Here is a 19,916-nt window from a genome sequence, read left to right as displayed (position 1 = left end):
ACACGGATCATCAAAATCATCCGGGCGAGCTTGAGACTGAGGGGAGACACGTTCAGGGAGACGTACAAAGATACGTCCGGAACAAATCGAATGGGGAATTTCACCGATGACAGACGCTGTGGAGGCCGGGATTTCCTCCGGCACCGAAGGTAAGCTTATACGCGCGCTCGATTGGAAGGGCGCATTCTGGGTGGCTGCGGGCGTGCCGCCGCTCGTTCTTTTCTCCATCGGCGGCATTGCGGGCACGACGGGTAAACTCGCCTTCGTCGTCTGGATCATCTCGATGGTGATGGGTTTCCTGCAATCCTTCACCTATGCAGAAATCGCCGGCATGTTCGCCAATAAATCCGGCGGCGCCTCGGTCTATGGTGCCACCGCCTGGCTGCGTTATTCGAAGTTCATCGCGCCGCTGTCGGTCTGGTGCAACTGGTTTGCCTGGTCGCCCGTGCTTTCGCTCGGCTGCGCCATCGCCGCCGGTTATATTCTCAATGCATTTTACCCGATTCCGGCGGCGGATTCGCAGATGGTCCTCGACTGGATCTCTGCGCATGCCGCTTCCATCACCGCCGATAGCCCCCGCGTCGCCGAATATATTGCCGCCCACGCCGGCACGACGCCTGATGACGCCGTCAAGGCGTTGCTGAGCACCGATGGCATCGCTGCGCTGACGCCGGCAATCCGCAGTTGGTCGCTTGTCAGCTTCAGCATACCCTTTCTTGCCACCGCCAACGTCAACGCCACCTTCTTCATCGGCGGCATCTTGATGCTGATCATCTTCGCCATCCAGCATCGCGGCATCTCGGAAACGGCCAGCGTGCAGAAGTGGCTGGCAATCATCGTGCTGGTGCCGCTGCTGATCATCGGCCTTTACCCGATCGTCAGCGGCCACATCGTTGGCGCCAACGTCACCGGCCTGGTGCCGCCGACCGCCGCCTATTCCGGCGCCGACGGCACCTGGAGCAATGGCGGCTGGACGCTCTTCCTCGGTGGGCTCTATATCGCCGCCTGGTCGACATACGGCTTCGAGACCGCCGTCTGCTACACCCGCGAACTCAAAAATCCGAAGACCGACACCTTCAAGGCAATCTTCTATTCCGGCCTTGCCTGCTGCCTGTTCTTCTTCCTGGTGCCTTTCGCCTTCCAGGGTGTTCTCGGCCATGGAGGCATGCTCGCCCCCGGCATCGTCGACGGCACCGGTGTCGCCGAAGCGCTCGGGGGCCTGATCGGCGCCGGCCGGGTGATCACTCAGCTGCTCGTCGTGTTGATGATCATGGCGCTGTTTCTCGCCATCATGACGGCGATGGCCGGTTCTTCGCGCACGCTTTACCAGGGTTCGAAGGACGGCTGGCTGCCGAAATATCTCGACCACGTCAACGAAAACGGCGCGCCGACACGGGCGATGTGGACCGATTTTGCCTTCAACCTCTTCCTGCTGGCCATCGCTTCGGATACCGGCGGCTACTTCTTCGTGCTTGCCGTCTCGAATGTCGGCTACATCATTTTCAACTTCCTGAACCTCAATTCCGGCTGGATCCACCGGATGGATTCCGGCCATATCGAACGGCCGTGGAAGGCGCCGACCTGGCTGATCGGCCTCAACACCGTGCTCGCCTTCGTCAATGCGCTGTTCCTCGGCGCCGGCGCCAAGGTCTGGGGTTATTCCAATGCGCTCTGGGTCGGGTTCATTTTCGCCGCCCTGATCCTGCCGGTCTTCGCCTTTCGCCACTATGTGCGCGACGGCGGCAAATTCCCGGCAGGCGCGATGGAGGATCTCGGCCTCGTCGGCCAGGATCTCGGCGTCAAAAAAGCCGGCATGCTGCCCTATCTCGCGCTCGCTGGCGGTCTGGCGATCGTCCTGATCGCCAACGTGATCTTCCAGCTGCCCGCCTGAATTGCCTCCCAAGCAGAAGAGTCGCCATGGAAACATGGCGGCTTTTTGCGTTGGATGGGGCGGGCCAGACGTCAGACAATGGTCTCGCCGCCGTCGACGACAAGGATCTGCCCCGTCATGTAGGACGAGCGGTCAGAGACGAGAAAGAGAATGGGCTCGGCAATCTCGGAGACATCAGCCCAGCGCCCGAGCGGCACTTTCTCGGCGATATAGGCTTCGATCGCGCTACGCCCGCCCATCTGGGCGATGAACGGGTCGTTGAACGGCGTATCCACCCAGCCCGGGCAGAGCGCGTTCACGCGGACGCCATACCCGGCGTAGTCGCCCGCCATCTGCCGCGTCATCGCGATGACCGCATGTTTCGTCGTGGTATAGGCGATCATCTCGCGGTCGTAGAGCACGCCAGATGAGGAAGACGTATTGAGGATGACACCGCGGCCGGCCTTCTTCATCAGCGGCATGACGAAGCGCGCCGCCATGAAATGCGCTCTGACGTTCAGGCTCCACGACCTGTCAAACCCCTCGACAGCCACCTGTTCCAGATCGCCCGCCACTTGAGCGCCGGCGTGATTGTGAAGGATGTCGATGCGGCCGTGGCGTTCGGCGACCGAGGCGATGCCGGCTTCGAGCGCTGCATCGTCGGTCACGTCGAGAACGAGGCTCTCGGCCCTGCCGCCGGCCGCCTGGATCCGGCCGACGGTTTCGGCGGCATTGGCGGCGCTGAGGTCCGCCACCACCACGACTGCGCCTTCGCCTGCCATGATCAACGCACCGGCCTGGCCAATACCCGATCCCGCCCCGGTGACGATCGCAACGCGATTTTCAAGAATCATGGTGTTTCCCGTTCAGTTTGTTGTTTTCTCGCGCATCAGGAAGCGCGCGATGAGGATAAGTCCCAGCGATGCAATGAGCACCATGGTGGCGACGGCATTGATCTCAGGCGTGACGCCGCGCCGGATCGAGGCAAAGACATAGATCGGCAGCGTCGTGTTCGAGCCCGCGACGAAGAAGGCGATGATGAAATCGTCGAAGGAGAAGGTGAAGGCGAGCAGGAAGCCGGCCAGGATCGACGGCAGGATCTGCGGCAGCACGATCTGGCGGAAGGTGTTGAAGGGCGTGGCGTAGAGATCGCTCGACGCCTCGACGATGTCACGGCCGAGGCCGGCGATACGCGCTTTGACGATCATCGTCACCAGCGCCATGGTGAAAAGCCCGTGAGCGGCGATGATCGAACCGTAGCCCAGCGAAAGCTTCGGCGCTTGTTCGCCTGGCCAGACCGCGGCAATCAGCGGATTGACGACGCCGAAGACCTCGACGAGCGCCACCAGCGTCGCGATGCCGATGACGACGCCAGGCACGACGATCGCCGCAGCGAACATCCCGTCGAAGATCGCCCGCGTGCGGGCGCCGAGCCGCTCCATGCCGATCGCCGCCATCGTGCCGAAAACGGCGGCAAGGCCGGCGCTGGTGAAGGCGATGATCAGGCTGTTCTGCAGGGCCTCCATCAGGAAGGTGTTGGCGAGCGCCTTGCCATACCATTGCGTCGAGAAACCGGTGAACTCGCTGGCATTGCGGCCGGCGTTGAAGGAGAACAGCACGACGAGCGCGATCGGCGTGTAGAGAAACAGATAGACTGCGGTAACCAGCGCGCGCATCAGACGAGATCCACCTGGCGGGTGCCGGCAACGCGCCAGGCGATGCGCATGGCGATCAGTAGCACGATGACGACAACGACGACGAGGGTGACGGCGATTGCCGAGCCGAACGGCCAATTGCGTGACTGCAAGAAGAGATCGACCAGCGCATTGCCGATGAAGAAGACCTTGCCGCCGCCGAGCAGCTGCGGGATCAGATATTCGCCGAGCAACAGGATGGTGACGAGGGCGATGCCGGTCATCACGCCTGGAAGCGACAGCGGTAGCGTGATGCCGAAGAAGGTCGAAAGCGGCCGCGCGCCGAGATCGGCGGAGGCCTCCAGCAGGCGGCGGTCGAGCTTTTCGAGGCTGACATAGATCGGCATGATCATCAGCGGCAGGTAGCCATAGACAATGCCGAGCAGCACGGCGCCCGGCGTGTTCAGCAGCCTGACATTCTCGATGCCGACCATCTCCAGCAGATGCGGAATGCCTCGGGCACCCAAGATATACATCCAGGCATAGGTGCGCACGAGAAGGCTGGTCCAGAACGGCACGACGACGAGGGAGACCAGCAGCAGCCGGTATTTGGCGCTTGCCTTGACGGCCAGATAATAGGCGACCGGATAGGCGACGAGCAGGCAGGCGAAGGCGCCGATCGGCGCAAGGATCAGCGTGTTCTTGAAGGCGGCGGCACGCGAGCCGAGATTGGCGAACTGCGCGAAGGTGAAGGCCGCCTGGTAACCGCCCTCGGGCGCCCGCTCGCCGAAAGCAAAGACGATGATGGCGATGAAGGGCAGTACCAGGAACACGAAGAGCCAGGCGCTGGCCGGCGCGACGAGCGCGGCTGTGACGAGGCGTTTTTTCGTGTTCGGTGCAAAGGGCATATGGCAGTCGTCTCAGGTTGGTTTGGAAGGGTCGGATGAGGGCAGGACGCCAACCAGCCTTCGCCTTCGCTCAGGCTGGCTTCGCTGGCGATCTTCGCATCCCCTCATCGCCTCGCTTGCGCTCCGGCCCTTCTCGCGCTGGGGAGAAGGACAAGAGGCGACGTCAGAGGAAGATCAAGCCGACTTGAAGCGTGCCATCAATTCGGCGCGGCCGGGATCGGTCAGCGTCACCGCAGCGCCGAATTCCAGCGGCGTCAGCGACGCCTCGTCGGGATAGACGATCTTGTTCGAAGTGATCTCCTTCGGCAGCAGCGCGATGACGCGGCTGTCGGTGGTCGGCGCACCGTTGGCGATGTGCTCCTTGACGGCATTGGCCGGGTCCATCAAATAGTTGAGCAGCGCATAACCCGCCGCCTTGTTCGGCGCGTCCTTGGGGATAGCGTAATAGTCGGTCCAGATCTCGCCGCCGTCGGTCCCGAGCACATAGGCGATCTCGGGAATGTCACGGTTGAGCTGCGCGCCGTCATTGGTCCAGCACATGGTAAGCCAGGCGTCGGTGGCGCGCATCGCCGGCTGGTAATCGCTGTTGATCGCGAAGAGGTGCGGCTTGACCTTGATCAGCAGTTCCTCGGCCTTGGCGAGTTCGTCCGGCTTGATCGAGTTGAAGCCGTAGCCGAGTGAAACCAGTGCGCTGCCGATCGTCGTCAGCTGGTAATCATGCACCATGGCGCGGCCATCGGCTTCCGTCTGGGCGATCTCGAAGAAATCCTTCCAGGTCGACAGCTTGGTCTTGATCTTCGCGGTATTGACCGAGAAGCCTGTCGTGCCCCAGTTCTTCGGCACGGCATAGGTCTTGCCGTCGATCATACCTTCCTTGGTGAAGCGCGGATTTTCGGTCGCCTGGCTGAAATTCGAAATCCTGGACAGATCGAGCTCATCGATCAGGCCGAGCTTGTGATGGGTGGAGATCGTGTAGTTGGTCGGCACGAAAAGCGACCAGCCGGAGGCGCCCGCCTGCAGTTTCGCCAGCATCTCCTCGTTGGAACCGAAGACATTGACCTCGACGGCAACGCCGGTTGCCGCCTTGAAATTCTCGAAGGTCGCCGGGTCGTGGTAATTCGGCCAGGTGGCGATCGACATCTGGGTACCGAGATCCTCGGCATAGGCAGGGCTCGACAGCGCGCCCGGGAAACGCGACAGCACGGCAGTCGCAAGCCCGAGGCCTGTCACGCCGAGGAAGTGGCGGCGGCTGACGGAGCCGCGCTTCAGGCGCATGAACTCGTCCATGAAGCCTTCAGGAGTAATGGGCAGATTATCCTTGTAGTCTTTGCTCATGTTGCTGTTCCCTTGTTCTGGTTTATGCACTCGATGCCTGAGCGACCCCGCCTGGAAAGACGTGGGCCATGCGAGGATCGAAGCCGAGGAAGACGGCTTCGCCCGGCTCGACCAGATCGCTCTCGTTCATATTGCGTCGGTCGGCGGTGACGAGGAAATCGCCCAGCCCCGGGACGGTGATGGCGTATTCGGCCGAAGAGCCGAGAAAGATGCGGTGCGTAACCGTGCCGGCAAAGGATGTGCCGCCGACAGCCGCCCGCGTCAGCCGGATCGCCTCCGGGCGGATCGCGACGATGGCCTCGCCCGGCGTGAGACCGGGCCGCGTACCGGCGGCAAACGCCGAGCCATCGGCAAGGCGCAGCGTCACGCCGTCAGCTTCCATCGTCGCGCCGATCCGGTTGGTCTTGCCGACAAAATCGGCGACGAAGAGATCGGCGGGGCGGTCGTAGACCTCCTGCGGCGTGCCGAGCTGGCGAATACGTCCGGCACTCATGACGCAGACGACATCGGCCATCGACAGCGCCTCTTCCTGGTCATGGGTGACGAGCACGAAGGTAATGCCAAGCTCGCGCTGCAGGGTCTGCAATTCGATCTGCATGGCCGAGCGCAATTTCTTGTCGAGTGCTGCCAGCGGCTCATCGAGCAGCAGCACCGAAGGCCTGTTGACGATCGCCCGTGCCAGCGCCACGCGCTGCTGCTGACCTCCGGACATCTCGTGGATACGCCGCTTGGCAAAACCGCCAAGCCGGACCATCTCAAGCGCTTCGGCCACGCGGCGTTCAATCTCGGCGGCCGCGATCCTTGGCCGCATCTGCCTCAGGCCGTAAGCGACGTTCTGTTCGACATTGAAGTGCGGAAACAGCGCGTATTGCTGGAAAACCATGTTGACGGGGCGGCGATAGGCCGGCACGCCGTTCATCTCCAGCCCATCGATCAGCACGGCGCCTTCGCTTGGCTGCTCGAAGCCGCCGATCATGCGAAGACAGGTGGTCTTGCCGCAGCCAGAAGGGCCGAGCAAAGCGAGGAACGCGCCCTTTGGCACATTCAAATTTATGTCGGTCACGGCGGTCACCGCGCCATAATTCTTGGTGACCGAACGGAATTCGATATCGTTCGTCGAAACGGATGTCACGTCTGTTCCCCGCGGTTGGTTGGTACGGGCAGTCTATCGCTGCCTTTTTGCCACCGTCGTTGAGGAAAGACTAAGCCTGAGCTTCCTGCGCGGTATATACCCCGAAAGAGGTATTCTTCCCGATTTCTCTTCGTCGGAGGTGTATATGGATGCTGTACGCGTTTCATGGCAATGGTTGAGGGAGGCTGGCGGTGAGCATTGATCTCGAGGGATTGTTTCAGTCGTTCGACGCCACCGTCGGCAAGTCCGTCATGACCGACGCCGAATTCGGAGAGACCTTCCGCCGGATGATGGCGGCGCTGGTGCGTTTCGATTACGTCGTTGTCTTCGCCTATCGCGGCAAGGAGCTGCCAATCGATCTGTACAGCACTTTCGACCCCGAAGAAAACGTCGTCTTCGTCACCCTCTACCAGATCGGCCCCTATCTGCTCGACCCGTTCTACCAAACCGCCCGCGCACGCCGGTCCGGCGTCTTCCGGATGCGCGAGCTGGCGCCAGATCGCTTTTTCTCCAGCGAATATTATCGAAGCTATTACGTCCAGACCGGGCTTGCCGAAGAGATCGGCTTCTTCGTCACGCTCGACGACGACATCACCGTCGTGCTGTCGCTGATGCGACGGGAAAAGACCGGACCATTTCCACCGGCCGAATTCGCGCTCCTGAAAAAGGCAGAGCCTTTGGTGGCAAGACTCGTCCGGCATTTCTGGCCAGGCCTTGGTGCCCGTTTCGACGCACAGCTTGAGGCCGGCATGCGGGGTAAGAAACGCGGCGCAGCGGCGCAGGTCCTGCAGCCGGCCGACACCGTCTGGCGCGACCTCAAGCTGACGAGCCGCGAAACCGCCATCGTCGATCTCGTGTTGCAGGGACATTCGTCGGAATCGATTGGCCTCAGGCTCAATATCTCGACGGGAACGGTGAAGGTTCACCGCCGAAATGTCTACCGCAAGCTCGGCATCTCCTCACAGACGCAGCTTTTGTCGATCTATCTTAAGACATTCGGCAGCGCTGGCGATCGACCGGCACCCCAAAGTGCCGGTCGATAATCCGAAGCCTTGTCCGCTTCTAGGGTTTCACAGGTTTTGGCCGGAAGGCTCAGCGGCCGCCTTCGATCTTCCGATGGCGCTGGTTGATGCCGCCCTTGCCGTAGGGATAGTCCAAAGGCTGGGGAGCGCTGACCTCGTTAAGCCTTGCCATTTCCTCTCCGGAGAGCTCGACCTTCATGGCGCCGAGATTGTCGGCGAGCTGTTCGGGCGTGCGGGCGCCGAGGATGACCGAGGTGATCGCCGGCCGTGCCGCCGTCCAGGCGAGCGCCACCTGCGCCATGCTGACGCCACGCGCCTTGGCAATCTCCTCAACCGTGCCGATGATTGCCCAGGTGCGTTCCTGCGCATTGCGCGGCGCGTAGGATTCGCCGCCGCGATTGGGGTTTTCCCCGAGGCGGGTGGCGCCGGTCGGCATCTCGTCGCGCTTGTATTTGCCGGTCAGCCAGCCGCCGCCGAGCGGCGACCACGGCAACAGGCCCATGCCGGCATCCTGGCAGGCCGCGACGATCTCGAGTTCGATATCGCGCATCAGCAGATTATATTGCGGCTGCAATGTCACCGGGCGTGTATAGCCGCGCGCCTTGGCGATCTCCGAGGCCTTGGCGATATGCCAGCCGACATAGTTGGAGAAGCCGTAATAGCCGATCTTGCCGGAGGAAACCGCATCGTCGAGGAAGCGCAGCGTCTCCTCGATCGGCGTCAGCGCGTCCCAGGCGTGCATCTGATAGAGGTCGATCTGCTCGAGGCCGAGGCGGCGGAGCGAATCGTCGAGCGCCTGGCTAAGATGCCGGCGCGACAGGCCAATATCGTTGGGGCCATTGCCCATCGGAAAACGCCCCTTGGTGGCGACGATTGCCTGACGGGCTTCGGTCGGGCGCGCCTTCAGCCAGCGTCCGATGATCTCTTCCGATTTGCCGGCGCTATAGACGTCGGCGGTATCGATGAAATTGCCGCCCCAGGCGAAATAGTCGTCGAGCAGCTTGTGCGAGGCCGCCTCGTCGGCCTCCGCCCCGAAGGTCATGGTTCCAAGGCAATAGGCGGTTACGACGGTCCCGCTGGGACCGAGCTTGCGATAATCCATTTCTTCCTCCTCATGCGGATGCCCGCAGCCGACGCGCAAAATCGCCGGGGTAGAAGCCGGGGCTTCCGCAATCAATGACAATATCGAGCTTGAGGCGGCCGCTGCCGCCGGGTGACGTCTGGCGCCCTGGGCACATCCGGCGCAGGGGCGAGGGCAGCATAACCAATCCCGCCCCTGCCACAAGTGGGAAAAAAATATTCCCACCCGCCGCCGCAGCCGGCGACGTTATGGATGGTGCGACAGCGAGCCGGCAATCAGATCGGCTGCGGCAATGCCGGTCTCGTAGGCGCCGTGCGCCGTCGAATAACGCGAGCCCGAACAGGCTTCGCCGGCAAAGAAGATCCGCTGGTCATGCGGGGCTGCGAGAACCGCGCGCAGATCGGAGGCGCCGGGCTCGGCGTAGGAATAGGAGCCGCCGATATGGGGCACGGCGGCCCAGGCCGAGATCGCCGCCACCGACAATTGCTTGCGGATCTCAGCGCCGAATTGTGCCGCCAGTTCATCGGCGGCGAAGGAAAACGCAGCCTCTCCACCCTCCCGCTCCAGATCATGCGCGAGGTCGCCGGCAAAATAGGCCTCGACGACCGGAGCGCCGAACGGCCGAAGCTGATAGGTGCCGGTGGCGCCATGGCTGATCGAGCCGAGCATATGGGTATCGGCCGACAGCGCCTCCGGATATGCGAGCTTGAGGAAAAGCTTGTCGGCGAGCCCGAGCGGCAAACGCGCCGCCGCCTCGGTCTTCTCAGGCAAGGGAGGGTGGAAGGCGATCCTGCCGGCGGCAAGCACGTTGGTCGAGACGGTGACCAGCACCGCGCGGGCGCTGAGCCTGCCCTGGTTGGTCTGAATGTCGATATAGCCGGCATGGCGGTGGTCGATGCGCGTGACCTCGACGCCGAGCCTTGCCCGAACCGGCCTGCCGTAACGGGAGATCAAGGTTCCGTAGCCCTGGCGTACCCGCCAATCGGGGCCGGGGCCGGGGTCATATCTGTTGTAGTCGACGACCGACGCGCGTTCCAGTTCGGTGCCGGTGATATAGGTGCCGATTGCCCGGATCTGGCCGTTCCAGGCATTGCCGGGTTCGAGCATCTCGGCCAGATCGGTGTCATCGCCTTCATGGCTCTCGAGACGTTCGAAGTAGTCGCCGATCGCCTCTTGCGCGGCGTGGGTCTGCGCTTCGTCCCGCTGCAGCCGCTGACCGCCGTTCCAGGGCGCCGGTGTGCGGTCGACCGTCAATCCGACCTCGCCGGCAATCGCCGTCCAGGCGTTGGTCCGCGCCCCATGCAGCCAGCCGCAACCGAGATCGAGCCCGATGTCGCCGGCGTCAGGCAATCCGACGGTCCAGGCACGGCCGCCGAGACGGTCGCCGGCTTCAAGCAGCAGGATGGAAAGATCCGGACGCATTGCCTGCAGGCGACGGGCGGCGGCGATGCCGGCGGCACCGGCGCCGATGATGACGACGTCTTCGTCGGCGCTCTTGCCGTTGTCACCAGCCATGCAGTCTCCTTCGATCGCTCACCACTCAGCTAAGCTTCCATGTCGACGAAACGCAAGGGGATAGCACCCGGGGTGCGATGGATTAAAACGCCTCTCCGTGACATAGAGGTTTGATGAGCGTGAACAGAGATTCGCAACTCGACATGTTTACCAGGCCATCGCCGGCGATCGCCAAGGCGCGTGCTCCGATGGCTCGGTCGCCGTCGCAGCCGTCCGCCCGGTCCGAAGAAGAGATGGCGCGGACGCTTGAGCAGAGCGGCAACTATCGCATCTTGAGAAAATTGACCGCCCGGCCGATTGCATCCATCAGGCGGCCGGAATTTTCGCGGCTCGGTATCATTCTCGACACGGAGACGACGGGTCTCAACCACCGCAACGACGAGATCATCGAAATCGGCGCCGTCGCCTTCACATTCGACGATGACGGCGCGATCGGCGATGTCGTCGGCATCTATGGCGGCCTGCAACAGCCGTCGCGGCCGATCCCGCCCGAGATTACCCGGCTGACCGGCATCACCGATGCGATGGTCGAAGGACAGGTCATCGACATTCAGTCGCTGCGCGATCTGATCGAGCCGGCCGATCTGATCATCGCTCACAATGCCGGATTCGATCGGCCGTTCTGCGAGGCCTTTTCGAAAATGTTCGCCGGCAAGGCCTGGGCATGTTCGAATTCGGAGATCAACTGGAGCGGCCGCGGCTTCGAAGGCACCAAGCTCGGCTATCTCGTCGGCCAGGCCGGTTATTTCCATGACGGCCATCGCGCCGTCGACGACTGCCACGCGCTGCTGGAAATCCTCGATCGAGATCAGCGCGACGGTGAAAGCCCGTTCACTGAGCTTTACCGTGCCAGCCAGCGCTCGCGTATCCGCATCTTTGCCGAACACAGCCCATTCGAGATGAAGGATCATCTGAAGGCGAGGGGCTATCGCTGGTCGGATGGCAGCGACGGCCGTCTGAAGTCCTGGTGGATCGAAGTCGGCGAAGACGATCTCGACGACGAACTCTCTTATCTACGCTCGGACATTTACCGGTGGAAAGAGGCGGAACCGCCGATCGTGCGGCTGACGGCCTTCGACCGTTTCAAATCCTGACCGGGCACCGCTCGGATACTGACCGGAAACAACTCCCCCAAAGAGACGACCCATGCAAGTGTCGCATAGGTGCAGTGATGCATTGGCGCTGCAACATTCGAAGGGCTCGTACTATATACAACTCATCGAAGCGAACGAAGCGCCAAGGACTGGCAGCTAAGCTTCGAAAGCCCACGAAAGGGGATCATCATGAACGTAGCACGCTCTTTTAATAACTGGCGCAAGTACCGTCAGACGGTCGCCGAACTGGGCCGTATGTCCACGCGCGAATTGAACGACCTCGGCATCGGCCGCGGCGACATCCACAGCATCGCTCGCGCTGCCATCGCCCGCTAACGGCCCGCAGACTCAGTACTATCGAAGACTTGGCCAGCGCCTGCTTTCTCCGAGGCGGGCGCTTTGCTTTTGGGCTTGCGGCGGATCGGATCCCGATGATGGAGCCTCCCGCTTTTCGCATAACGCATAGCTGCCTTGCAAAGAAGTGCCTACCAACTGAGCAAGAAATAAGTATGATTATTTCTATCGAAGCGATGCACCTCCTCCCGCATCCCTTCGATATGCAGGCGCCCATCCTCCTCCCAGGGTCGTCTGCGGGAACGGCAGCACTCCTCCTCCCAGCTGTCGTTCGGTTTTTTACGAAAGCCTGCCGCACCTCCTCCCGCGGCAGGCTTTTTTCGTTTTTGACCGATCGCGCCGAACAACGACCGCTGGCGATCCGTCGCCCGGCGATCGTGGCTTTTTCCGCGCCGCCGCGCGTCGCGCGCCGATGACATATTGACTTCGAACTTGTCGTACAACTATGTAACCATTCGGTTCATTGCCGAGCGAACGGGCCTTCGCTGGAGCAAAGACGCGTGACGACAACGAAACTGAAGGAAATTTGACATGCAGATCGACGTGAGGCACGCCTCCCATCCCGAGGCCGTGCGCAATTACGACACCGAGACGCTGCGACGCCACTTTCTGGTGGAAACCGTCTTTGCGGGCGGCGAGATCCGGCTGACATATTCCCATTACGACCGCATGGTCATCGGCGGCGCGACGCCGCTTGGCCCCGGCCTGACGCTGACGGCGCCGACGGCGATCGGCCAGGAAACCTTCCTTGCCGAGCGTGAACTCGGCGCCCTGAACATCGGCGGCGCCGGCCGCATCGTCGTCGACGGCACCAGCTACGACCTTGCCAAATATGATTGCCTCTATATCGGCAAGGGCGCCAAGGACGTCAGCTTCGAGAGCGTCGACGCCGCCAATCCGGCAAAATTCTACCTCGTCTCGACGCCGGCGCATCAAACGCATCCGACCGTGCTGCTCACCCGTGAAAAGGCCCGTCACCTGACGCCGGGCGAAGCTGCGACGGCCAACAAGCGGTCGATCTACCAGTTCATCCACCCGGAGGTTTGCCAGTCCTGCCAGCTCACCCTTGGCTTCACCATGATCGAGGCTGGCAGCGTCTGGAACACCATGCCTGCCCATACGCATGACCGGCGCATGGAAGCCTATCTCTATTTCGATCTAGAAGCCGACCAGCGCGTCTTCCACTTCATGGGCGAGCCGCAGCAGACCCGGCATATGCTGGTCGCCAACGAGCAGGCGGTCATCTCGCCGCCCTGGTCGATCCATTCCGGCGCCGGCACCAAGAACTACAGCTTCATCTGGGCGATGGCCGGCGACAATAAGAGCTTCACCGACATGGACCATATCGCCATTGCGGATCTGAGGTGAGCACCGTGGCCAATCCCTTCGACCTTTCCGGAAAGACCGCCGTCGTCACCGGCGCCAATACCGGCATCGGCCAGGCGATTGCGGCGGCACTGGCAGAGGCCGGTGCGGCGATCGTCGCCGTCGGCCGCTCCTCGATGGACGAAACCGAGGCGCTGGTGAAGGAAGCGGGAAGCCGCTTCCATGTCGTCAAGGCCGATCTCGCCACCATCGAGCCGGTCAAGGGGATCGTCGACGAGACGATCCGCACCTTCGGCGGCCTCGACATCCTCGTCAACAATGCCGGCATCATCCGCCGCGCCGATGCGCTCGATTTCACCGAGGAAGACTGGGACGCGGTGATCGACGTCAACCTGAAGACGGCCTTCTTCCTGTCGCAGGCGGCCGGCCGCCACATGGTCGACAAGGGCAGGGGCAAGATCATCAACATCGCATCGCTGCTCTCCTTCCAGGGCGGCATCCGTATCCCGTCCTATACCGCCTCGAAAAGCGGGCTTGCCGGACTGACCAAGCTGCTTGCCTGCGAATGGGCCGGCAAGGGCGTCAACGTCAACGCCATTGCGCCGGGTTATTTCGTCACCAACAACACCACGGCGCTGCGTGAGGATGCCGACCGCAATGCCGCCATCCTTTCCCGTATTCCAGCCGGACGCTGGGGAACGCCTGCCGAACTCGGCGGCGCCGCCGTGTTCCTGGCATCATCGGCATCCGATTACGTGCATGGAACGGTGCTGCCGGTCGACGGCGGTTGGCTGGCGCGGTGATCCGCCCCACTTGATGACGCCGCCGCGCATCTGAAAAGGCGCGCGGCGCTTTAAGCATGGAGCTGGCGTGACCGACGTCGTTTTGCCTTTGCTGCCGGCATGCGTTAGCAAAAGCATAGCGGCCGGCGCAGCCGCATCGACAGGCGGGATTCGACAGGGATGACGGACAGAGACAACGCGGTCACTACCACCCGGCAGCCGCCGAACCTGCGCAGCGGCCTTGCCGACACGCTGATGGCGCGGATCGAATCCGGCGATCTGAAGCCCGGCCAGCGCCTGCCGACCGAACAGGCGATCATGCGGGCGACCGGCGTCAGCCGGACGATCGTTCGCGAAGCGCTTGCGACGCTGCGCGCCAAGGGGCTGATCACCACGCGGCAAGGTCTTGGGGCTTTCGTCGCCAACGATCCGACGCCGAGATCCTTCTCGATCATTCCGAACGACCTGCAGTCGATCGACGAGGTTCTTCGCGTGCTGGAGCTGCGCATGGGGGTCGAATACGAAGCCGCCGGTCTTGCCGCGCTGCGGCGCAGGCCTGAAGATCTCGACCGCATGCAGGATCGCCTCGATGCCCTCGACAAGGCGCTCGAAGAGGGCGGATACGGGGCGCAGGAGGATTACGCCTTCCACCGGTCCATTTTGGTCGCGACGCAAAATTCCTATTACGGCCGCCTGTTCGACACGTTCGGCGATATCATGGTGCCGCGGCAATGGGCGCGCCTGGATAAGATGACATCAGCCGAGCGCAAGCGCCATGCGGCCCGCATGCGCAGGGAACACCACGCCATATTCACGGCGATCCGCAATAGCGACGAGGCCGCCGCGCGCCGCGCCATCCGAAGCCACCTGTCGAAGAGCGCCGCACGCTTCGAAGAGCTGCGCGACGCCAGTATTTCGTCCTGAACTGTTACGGCTTGATCTTCGGTCGCAGCAGCCGCCGCCAGCCGGCGTGATCCGTCTGCAGATCGACGGAGGCGTGAGCGGCGGGAAGCAGCGGTTTGCGCTGGCGCCGGCCGAAGCGCCGTTTGAAGCCCAGGATATTTTCGACGAAGCTCCTGGTGAAGAGCCCGGGGCCGCTTGAATAGATCCGCCATCCGCCGTCGACGGCGATCTTTCCGGCCTTGACGCGCTTCCATTCGGCTTCGGCCTGATAGCGGTCTGGGAAAGCCGCATCGCTGCTACTGAAATAGGTGTTGCGCTGGCGCAGCGAAGCATGCGGCAGCGCATTGGTGACGGCAATGGGATTGACGACTGATATCGCCTTCCATAGCTCATCTGCCTCGGCATCGAGCGCCAGCGTTTCGCAATAACGCAGATGCGCATGCACATACATCAGCCCGATCTCACGGCCGAAGAAGGAGGAGGATTCGGCGCGGCGAAACAGCGTCTCGGGTCCACCGGCATAGGTCGCCGGCTTTTCCATCAGCCGCACGCCGTCGGGAAAGAGCAGATGCTTCTTGATCAGCTTCATATGATCCTGTCGCTGCGCCGGCGTGAACAGCCGGCCGAGCATCGCCTGCGTCATCGAGATCAGCGAGAAGGAGAGGCCGGTGCGCTTGTCGCTCGGATGCAGCAGCAATTCAACGCCGTCATGGGCGGGATCGAAGATGCCGTAGCCGGCAACGACGCCGTCACGGATGAGATGGCGGTTGAAATCCCGGCGCATCGCCGTTGCAACCTTTCTGAGCGACTTGGCCTTCTCGTCGTGACCGAGGCGGCGCTGGATTGCGGAATAGCGGACAATCTGCTCGTAGAGCAGGGCAACGGTCCAGCTGCTGACCATCCAGTCGCGCAGATGCGGATCGGCCGGCTGCAGGGAATCGTTCCAGTCCCCCTCGCCATAGCGGATCAGATGTGTTCCCGGGATGAAGCGTTCGCGGACCGTATCGAGCAGCTTTTCCACATGGGTGGCGATGGTGCTGGCCTTCTCAGACCTCTGCATGGTCTTTTCATCGCGCCAGGAAACCTTCTCGCCGAGGATGGCGAGATCGCCGGTCGCTTCGATATAGTCGCAGAGCGCCTTCAGCGGCCAGACGACAATATCGCCATGGCTGTCGCCCGCCCGGATATTGGCATAGGGCTCCAGCATGAACCATTGCGGCCAGTCGCCGTCGTTCAGATATTGCTCGCTGAAGACTGTTTTCACCACCTCCTTGGCCTCGCCATCATGCTCATAGGCGAGCAGGAATTCGATCGGGCCCTGGCAGGCGTCGCGTGTGCCCCAGGCGGCACCGGTATACTGCTCGAGGCCGTGCGGCACGCTCAGATGCACGATGGCGTCATGCGCGAGCCAGGGCAGGAGGGTCGTCTGCGCGGCAAGGTCGGGCGAGGGGCTGTCGATCGTCACACCGCGCACGGCGTTGCGCCAGAACGTCGATGCGGGGGCCAGCATGGCTTCACTTGTCACACCGGCCTCATAGCGCTCCGCCAGCCGCTCGGCTTCAGCAGCATCGGTCATCGAGCCGACGACGGCGAAGCAAAGCGCCTGCGTCGGTCGGGAGCGCAACGCGACGAATGCGCCGTCGCGTGCAATCCCGTCGGTATAAAGCAATTCGTCGCCGCCGATCTCTTCGATGGCATCGGGCGTCGAACTCACCAGGCAGTAGCTAGCGTCGGGATACCGCTCGCCCCAAAGCCAGGCTAGATCCGGCCGGAAAAGGATGCGTTTGCCTGATCTGTCGAATTCGATCTGGCCGCCGGCGTCATATTCGCGCTCGCCGAGAATGACATGGCCGAACACCAGGAAGCGGCAGGGCTTACCCTCCACCGAGACGGTCCACTGCATAGCGGCGTCCTCGCCGGAGACGGCCGCCGCAATGGTGATCGTCCGGTCGGCGCACTGATAGATCCAGCGGCAGTCGCTGAGCCCCATTTCGAAAGCCGACGGCACCGCCAGCAGCTGCCAGCCGGCGCCGATATCGACCATGATGCGCAGCCCGCTGGCGCGCGTCAGGTTGTAGGGGTCGCGGGACACGGAAAAGAGCTTGTGAAAGGAGGTATTGCCGATAGTCAGCTGTGCGGCGAAAATGCCCTGCATCCAGCAGGTCGCAGCAAGCGTGGAATCGTCGAGCAGCATGTTCTGACCGCTACGCACGATCGCGCCGTGCCGGCGCGCGACCAAAAGTTCCTTCTCGCGCAGGACGACGTGGCGGTTCAGAGCGCCATCCGGCACGAAAAACGACAGCAGCTTTCCATCGACGCGCTCTTCCAGGCTTCGCTTGGGATAGAGCTGGCCGATCGCCTTCTTGTCCAGCGCCTCGACCTTCAGCAGGGCAGCATCCTGGAGCAGGCTGCGGACCGCCGCCGTCTCTGCGAGATCGCCGGCGGCGCCCTCCAGCGCCGCCAGCCCATCGAGGCGTAAAAGGTCGGCGTCGCCAGACGCCTCGGGATGATCTGCGGAAAATACCGCGAAGAAGGTCGCAGTCGCGCCGCTTGCCGGACCCGAGAGCGGTCTCGACTGGATGGCGGCACAGGCCGTCTCCTGCTGCCGCCGTTCGCTCGGCAGGCTGGTGCCGTATGGGCCGACCAGCAGGTCGCCGAGGCGGCCTTTCGCCTGCACCAGCTGGATCGCATCCGTGGCATAGGCCGCCACCCCATCGAGGCAGCCCTGGACGAGCCAGGGATTGCGGCCGCCACCCTGCTTGAGATTTTGCCGATTCATCAGCACAGGGCCGATTGTCGGATGATTGGCGATGTGGTGATCGACATATTGCGAGGCATAGGCCTCGCTGTTCATCAGGAAGCCGCGATCGCCAAGACCGACATCCTGGATCAGCACCAGATCCACCGGTACCGTTACATCCTTGAGATGCTGGATCGAGACACGCCAGAACCAGGCCGTTTCGGAGGGATGCAGCGCCAGGCGGACGTTGTAGCCGACATCGCCGGCTTTGCCGCTCCAGGAAAAGCTCGTCGCATCATGCCCGAAGCCGCCATCGGCACCCGGCCCGACGATCTCGACGACATCGGGCCTTTTGCCACCGACGCGCAGATAAAGCCGACCGATGCCGCCGAACAAGGGCGAACCCTGGATCTGGTTGATCTGCACCGACCCCTTGTCGTCGGCATATTCGATCGCAAACAGCGTGCCGTTCGGCAGCGCCGATATCGACAGGCCGGAACCGTTGCTGATCGTGAACAGGCCGAGCTGTTCGCGTCGGGGCATTTGAAAACTGCGCTTGAGGTCCGGAGCCATTGATATCTCGTGGATTCGTTTCAAAGGGAACTGGAGGATGACGCAAATGGTTGAGAGAAATCTTAGCGGCGATCTTGAGATCGGCAACCTGTCGCGACGGTTTTCACGTCGGTGCCGGCCGCTTGGCAAAGGGTATGCAAAGCAAGGCGCAGCCGGTCAGGATGGCGACAACCATCCAGGCCTCGTTGATCGCCTCAACGCTTGCCGCGGTCTGGACCAGGGGATCGAGCAGCGCCGTCGCATCGGCATCGAAACTGCCGCTATGTCCTGACACGATCTCCGCCGGCGCGCCGACGAATGTCGCCGCCTTGAGGTCACCGGCTTGAAGGCGCGCCCAGAGGCTCTGTCCGAGCGGTTCCGAGCGGGTGTAGATGATGGTGTCGATCAGAGCGATGCCGATGGCGCCACCGAGATTGCGCATCAGATTGAAAAGGCCGCTGGCGTCGGGAATGCGATCGGGCGGAAGCGTGCCGAGCGCCAGCCGCGTCGGCGGCAGCAGGCAGAACATGATAGCGACGCCGCGCACCACCTGCGGCCAGAACATTGCGTCATAATCCGAACGGGGATCCTGAAATCCGCTCATTCCGACACCGATCGCAAATAGGGCAAAACCGATAGCCGACAGCAGCCGCGCATCCATGCGCTTCTCCAGCGCGACCGCGACCGGCGCTGTGATCAGCTGGGCGATGCCGGTGACCAGCATCGTCATGCCGATTTCCAGCGCGTCGTGGCCTCTGACGAAAGCGAGAAACACCGGCATCAGATAGACCGAGCCGAATAGGCCGATGCCAAGCACGAAACTCAAAACCGAGCCGACGAGAAAATTCCGATCGGCGAAATTGCCGAGATCGACGACCGGCCGGTTTCGGCGGAGCGTTCGCCCAGTGAACGCACCTCCCGACACGACGCAGACCGCCAGCAGGCTCAGCACATAGGCCGAGGTCCAGCCGCTGGTCGGCGCCTCTTTCAGGCTGAGTTCCAGCGTCGTCAACGCGGTTGCCATCAACAGCAGCGACAGGCCGTCGAGATGCCTGAGTTCGGACGGATCGGCCGCCTGCTTCGGCAGGAAGCGTGCCGCCAGGATGGCCGAGGCAATGCCCGGAAGGATGTTGATCAGGAACAGCCAGTGCCAGGAATAGGTTTCGGTCAGCCATCCGCCGACGATCGGTCCGACCGTGGGCGCCAGCACCGCCAATACGCCGGCAATCGTCGTCGCCAGCGCCTGCCGCTCGTTCGGAAACAGGATGAACACGGCTGAAAACACCGAGGGGATCAGGGTTCCGCCGGAAAAGCCCTGCAGCACCCGCCAGACGACCAGCTCACCGAAACTGCTGCTGGCAGCACAGCCGGCGGAAGCTGCGACGAACAGGCTGATGGCGACGACGAACAGCCATCGCATCGAAAGCAGCCGCGTCAGCAGGCCGGTGAGCGGGATCGCCACCACTTCGGCGATCAGATAGGCCGTCTGTATCCAGCTCATCTGATCCGGGCCGATATCCAGCGCCGACTGGATGGTCGGTAGCGACGTCGCCACCACCTGAACGTCGAGGATCGCCATGAACATGCCGATACACATGGCGATGAAGCCGAGCCAGATGATGGCGGGCCTTGCATCGGGATGGGCAGGCTCAACTCGTTCCATGCGAT

Annotated in this window: 17 protein-coding genes; 7 read left to right on the top strand and 10 right to left on the bottom strand. The window is 62.6% G+C overall.

Going from position 1 to position 19,916, the window contains the following annotated elements:
* Positions 1–106 precede the first annotated feature (106 nt).
* A complete protein-coding gene (locus RLEG4DRAFT_RS01970) occupies positions 107–1,891 on the top strand; it encodes an APC family permease (protein WP_003574989.1) in 1,785 nt (594 codons plus the stop codon).
* A 71-nt stretch (positions 1,892–1,962) separates the two neighbouring features.
* On the opposite strand, the gene RLEG4DRAFT_RS01965 is transcribed toward RLEG4DRAFT_RS01970, so the two are convergent.
* From RLEG4DRAFT_RS01965 to RLEG4DRAFT_RS01945, 5 genes are all read right to left on the bottom strand, one after another.
* Positions 1,963–2,724, bottom strand: coding sequence for an SDR family NAD(P)-dependent oxidoreductase (locus RLEG4DRAFT_RS01965; RefSeq protein WP_003574988.1), 762 nt, complete (start codon positions 2,722–2,724; stop codon positions 1,963–1,965).
* Between the two features lie 12 nt (positions 2,725–2,736).
* Positions 2,737–3,546 carry an ABC transporter permease gene (locus RLEG4DRAFT_RS01960; RefSeq protein ID WP_003574987.1) on the bottom strand — a complete coding sequence of 270 codons (810 nt, stop codon included), beginning with the start codon at positions 3,544–3,546 and terminating at the stop codon, positions 2,737–2,739.
* Entirely contained in the window at positions 3,546–4,412 is an 867-nt protein-coding gene (locus RLEG4DRAFT_RS01955) for an ABC transporter permease (RefSeq protein WP_003574985.1), read from the bottom strand. Before RLEG4DRAFT_RS01955 ends, RLEG4DRAFT_RS01960 begins: the two co-directional genes overlap by 1 nt.
* 174 nt (positions 4,413–4,586) lie before the next feature.
* Positions 4,587–5,747, bottom strand: coding sequence for an ABC transporter substrate-binding protein (locus RLEG4DRAFT_RS01950; RefSeq protein WP_003574984.1), 1,161 nt, complete (start codon positions 5,745–5,747; stop codon positions 4,587–4,589).
* 22 nt (positions 5,748–5,769) lie between these two features.
* Positions 5,770–6,879: an ABC transporter ATP-binding protein gene (locus RLEG4DRAFT_RS01945; protein ID WP_003574982.1), complete on the bottom strand. Its 1,110-nt coding sequence runs from the start codon at positions 6,877–6,879 to the stop codon at positions 5,770–5,772.
* 191 nt (positions 6,880–7,070) lie between these two features.
* Here RLEG4DRAFT_RS01945 and RLEG4DRAFT_RS01940 point away from each other — a divergent pair, with 191 nt between their 5' ends.
* Entirely contained in the window at positions 7,071–7,922 is an 852-nt protein-coding gene (locus tag RLEG4DRAFT_RS01940) for a helix-turn-helix domain-containing protein (protein ID WP_003574979.1), read from the top strand.
* A 49-nt stretch (positions 7,923–7,971) separates the two neighbouring features.
* Here RLEG4DRAFT_RS01940 and RLEG4DRAFT_RS01935 read toward each other — a convergent pair whose 3' ends face one another.
* Both RLEG4DRAFT_RS01935 and RLEG4DRAFT_RS01930 read right to left on the bottom strand, forming a co-directional pair.
* The gene (locus RLEG4DRAFT_RS01935) at positions 7,972–9,003 is read right to left on the bottom strand and encodes an aldo/keto reductase (RefSeq protein WP_003574977.1); all 1,032 of its coding nucleotides are present in this window, start codon (positions 9,001–9,003) and stop codon (positions 7,972–7,974) included.
* A 225-nt stretch (positions 9,004–9,228) separates the two neighbouring features.
* The gene (locus RLEG4DRAFT_RS01930) at positions 9,229–10,497 is read right to left on the bottom strand and encodes a flavin monoamine oxidase family protein (RefSeq protein ID WP_003574976.1); all 1,269 of its coding nucleotides are present in this window, start codon (positions 10,495–10,497) and stop codon (positions 9,229–9,231) included.
* A gap of 113 nt (positions 10,498–10,610) precedes the next feature.
* Here RLEG4DRAFT_RS01930 and RLEG4DRAFT_RS01925 point away from each other — a divergent pair, with 113 nt between their 5' ends.
* Positions 10,611–11,591 carry a 3'-5' exonuclease gene (locus RLEG4DRAFT_RS01925; protein WP_003574974.1) on the top strand — a complete coding sequence of 327 codons (981 nt, stop codon included), beginning with the start codon at positions 10,611–10,613 and terminating at the stop codon, positions 11,589–11,591.
* A gap of 189 nt (positions 11,592–11,780) precedes the next feature.
* A complete protein-coding gene (locus RLEG4DRAFT_RS38300) occupies positions 11,781–11,927 on the top strand; it encodes a DUF1127 domain-containing protein (RefSeq protein ID WP_003563760.1) in 147 nt (48 codons plus the stop codon).
* Between the two features lie 149 nt (positions 11,928–12,076).
* Here the strand turns inward: RLEG4DRAFT_RS38300 and RLEG4DRAFT_RS40650 are convergent, their stop codons facing one another.
* On the bottom strand, positions 12,077–12,388 hold the full coding sequence (locus RLEG4DRAFT_RS40650) for a hypothetical protein (RefSeq protein WP_171898167.1): 312 nt from the start codon (positions 12,386–12,388) through the stop codon (positions 12,077–12,079).
* Positions 12,389–12,476: 88 nt separating this feature from the next.
* On the opposite strand from RLEG4DRAFT_RS40650, the gene kduI reads away from it, so the two are divergent.
* From kduI to RLEG4DRAFT_RS01910, 3 genes are all read left to right on the top strand, one after another.
* On the top strand, positions 12,477–13,313 hold the full coding sequence (kduI, locus tag RLEG4DRAFT_RS01920; RefSeq protein ID WP_003574970.1) for a 5-dehydro-4-deoxy-D-glucuronate isomerase: 837 nt from the start codon (positions 12,477–12,479) through the stop codon (positions 13,311–13,313).
* A complete protein-coding gene (gene kduD / locus RLEG4DRAFT_RS01915) occupies positions 13,310–14,074 on the top strand; it encodes a 2-dehydro-3-deoxy-D-gluconate 5-dehydrogenase KduD (RefSeq protein ID WP_280803110.1) in 765 nt (254 codons plus the stop codon). Before kduI ends, kduD begins: the two co-directional genes overlap by 4 nt.
* Positions 14,075–14,233: 159 nt before the next feature.
* Positions 14,234–14,977: a FadR/GntR family transcriptional regulator gene (locus RLEG4DRAFT_RS01910; RefSeq protein ID WP_003574966.1), complete on the top strand. Its 744-nt coding sequence runs from the start codon at positions 14,234–14,236 to the stop codon at positions 14,975–14,977.
* Between the two features lie 4 nt (positions 14,978–14,981).
* On the opposite strand, the gene RLEG4DRAFT_RS01905 is transcribed toward RLEG4DRAFT_RS01910, so the two are convergent.
* Positions 14,982–18,269, bottom strand: coding sequence for a GH36-type glycosyl hydrolase domain-containing protein (locus RLEG4DRAFT_RS01905; protein ID WP_003574965.1), 3,288 nt, complete (start codon positions 18,267–18,269; stop codon positions 14,982–14,984).
* A 103-nt stretch (positions 18,270–18,372) separates the two neighbouring features.
* Entirely contained in the window at positions 18,373–19,911 is a 1,539-nt protein-coding gene (locus RLEG4DRAFT_RS01900; protein ID WP_003574963.1) for a DHA2 family efflux MFS transporter permease subunit, read from the bottom strand.
* Positions 19,912–19,916: the final 5 nt, after the last annotated feature.

Source organism: Rhizobium leguminosarum bv. trifolii WSM2297 (assembly GCF_000271845.1).
The sequence above is the reverse complement of the archived record's forward strand: the minus strand, read 5'-3'. Positions and strand labels throughout refer to the sequence as shown.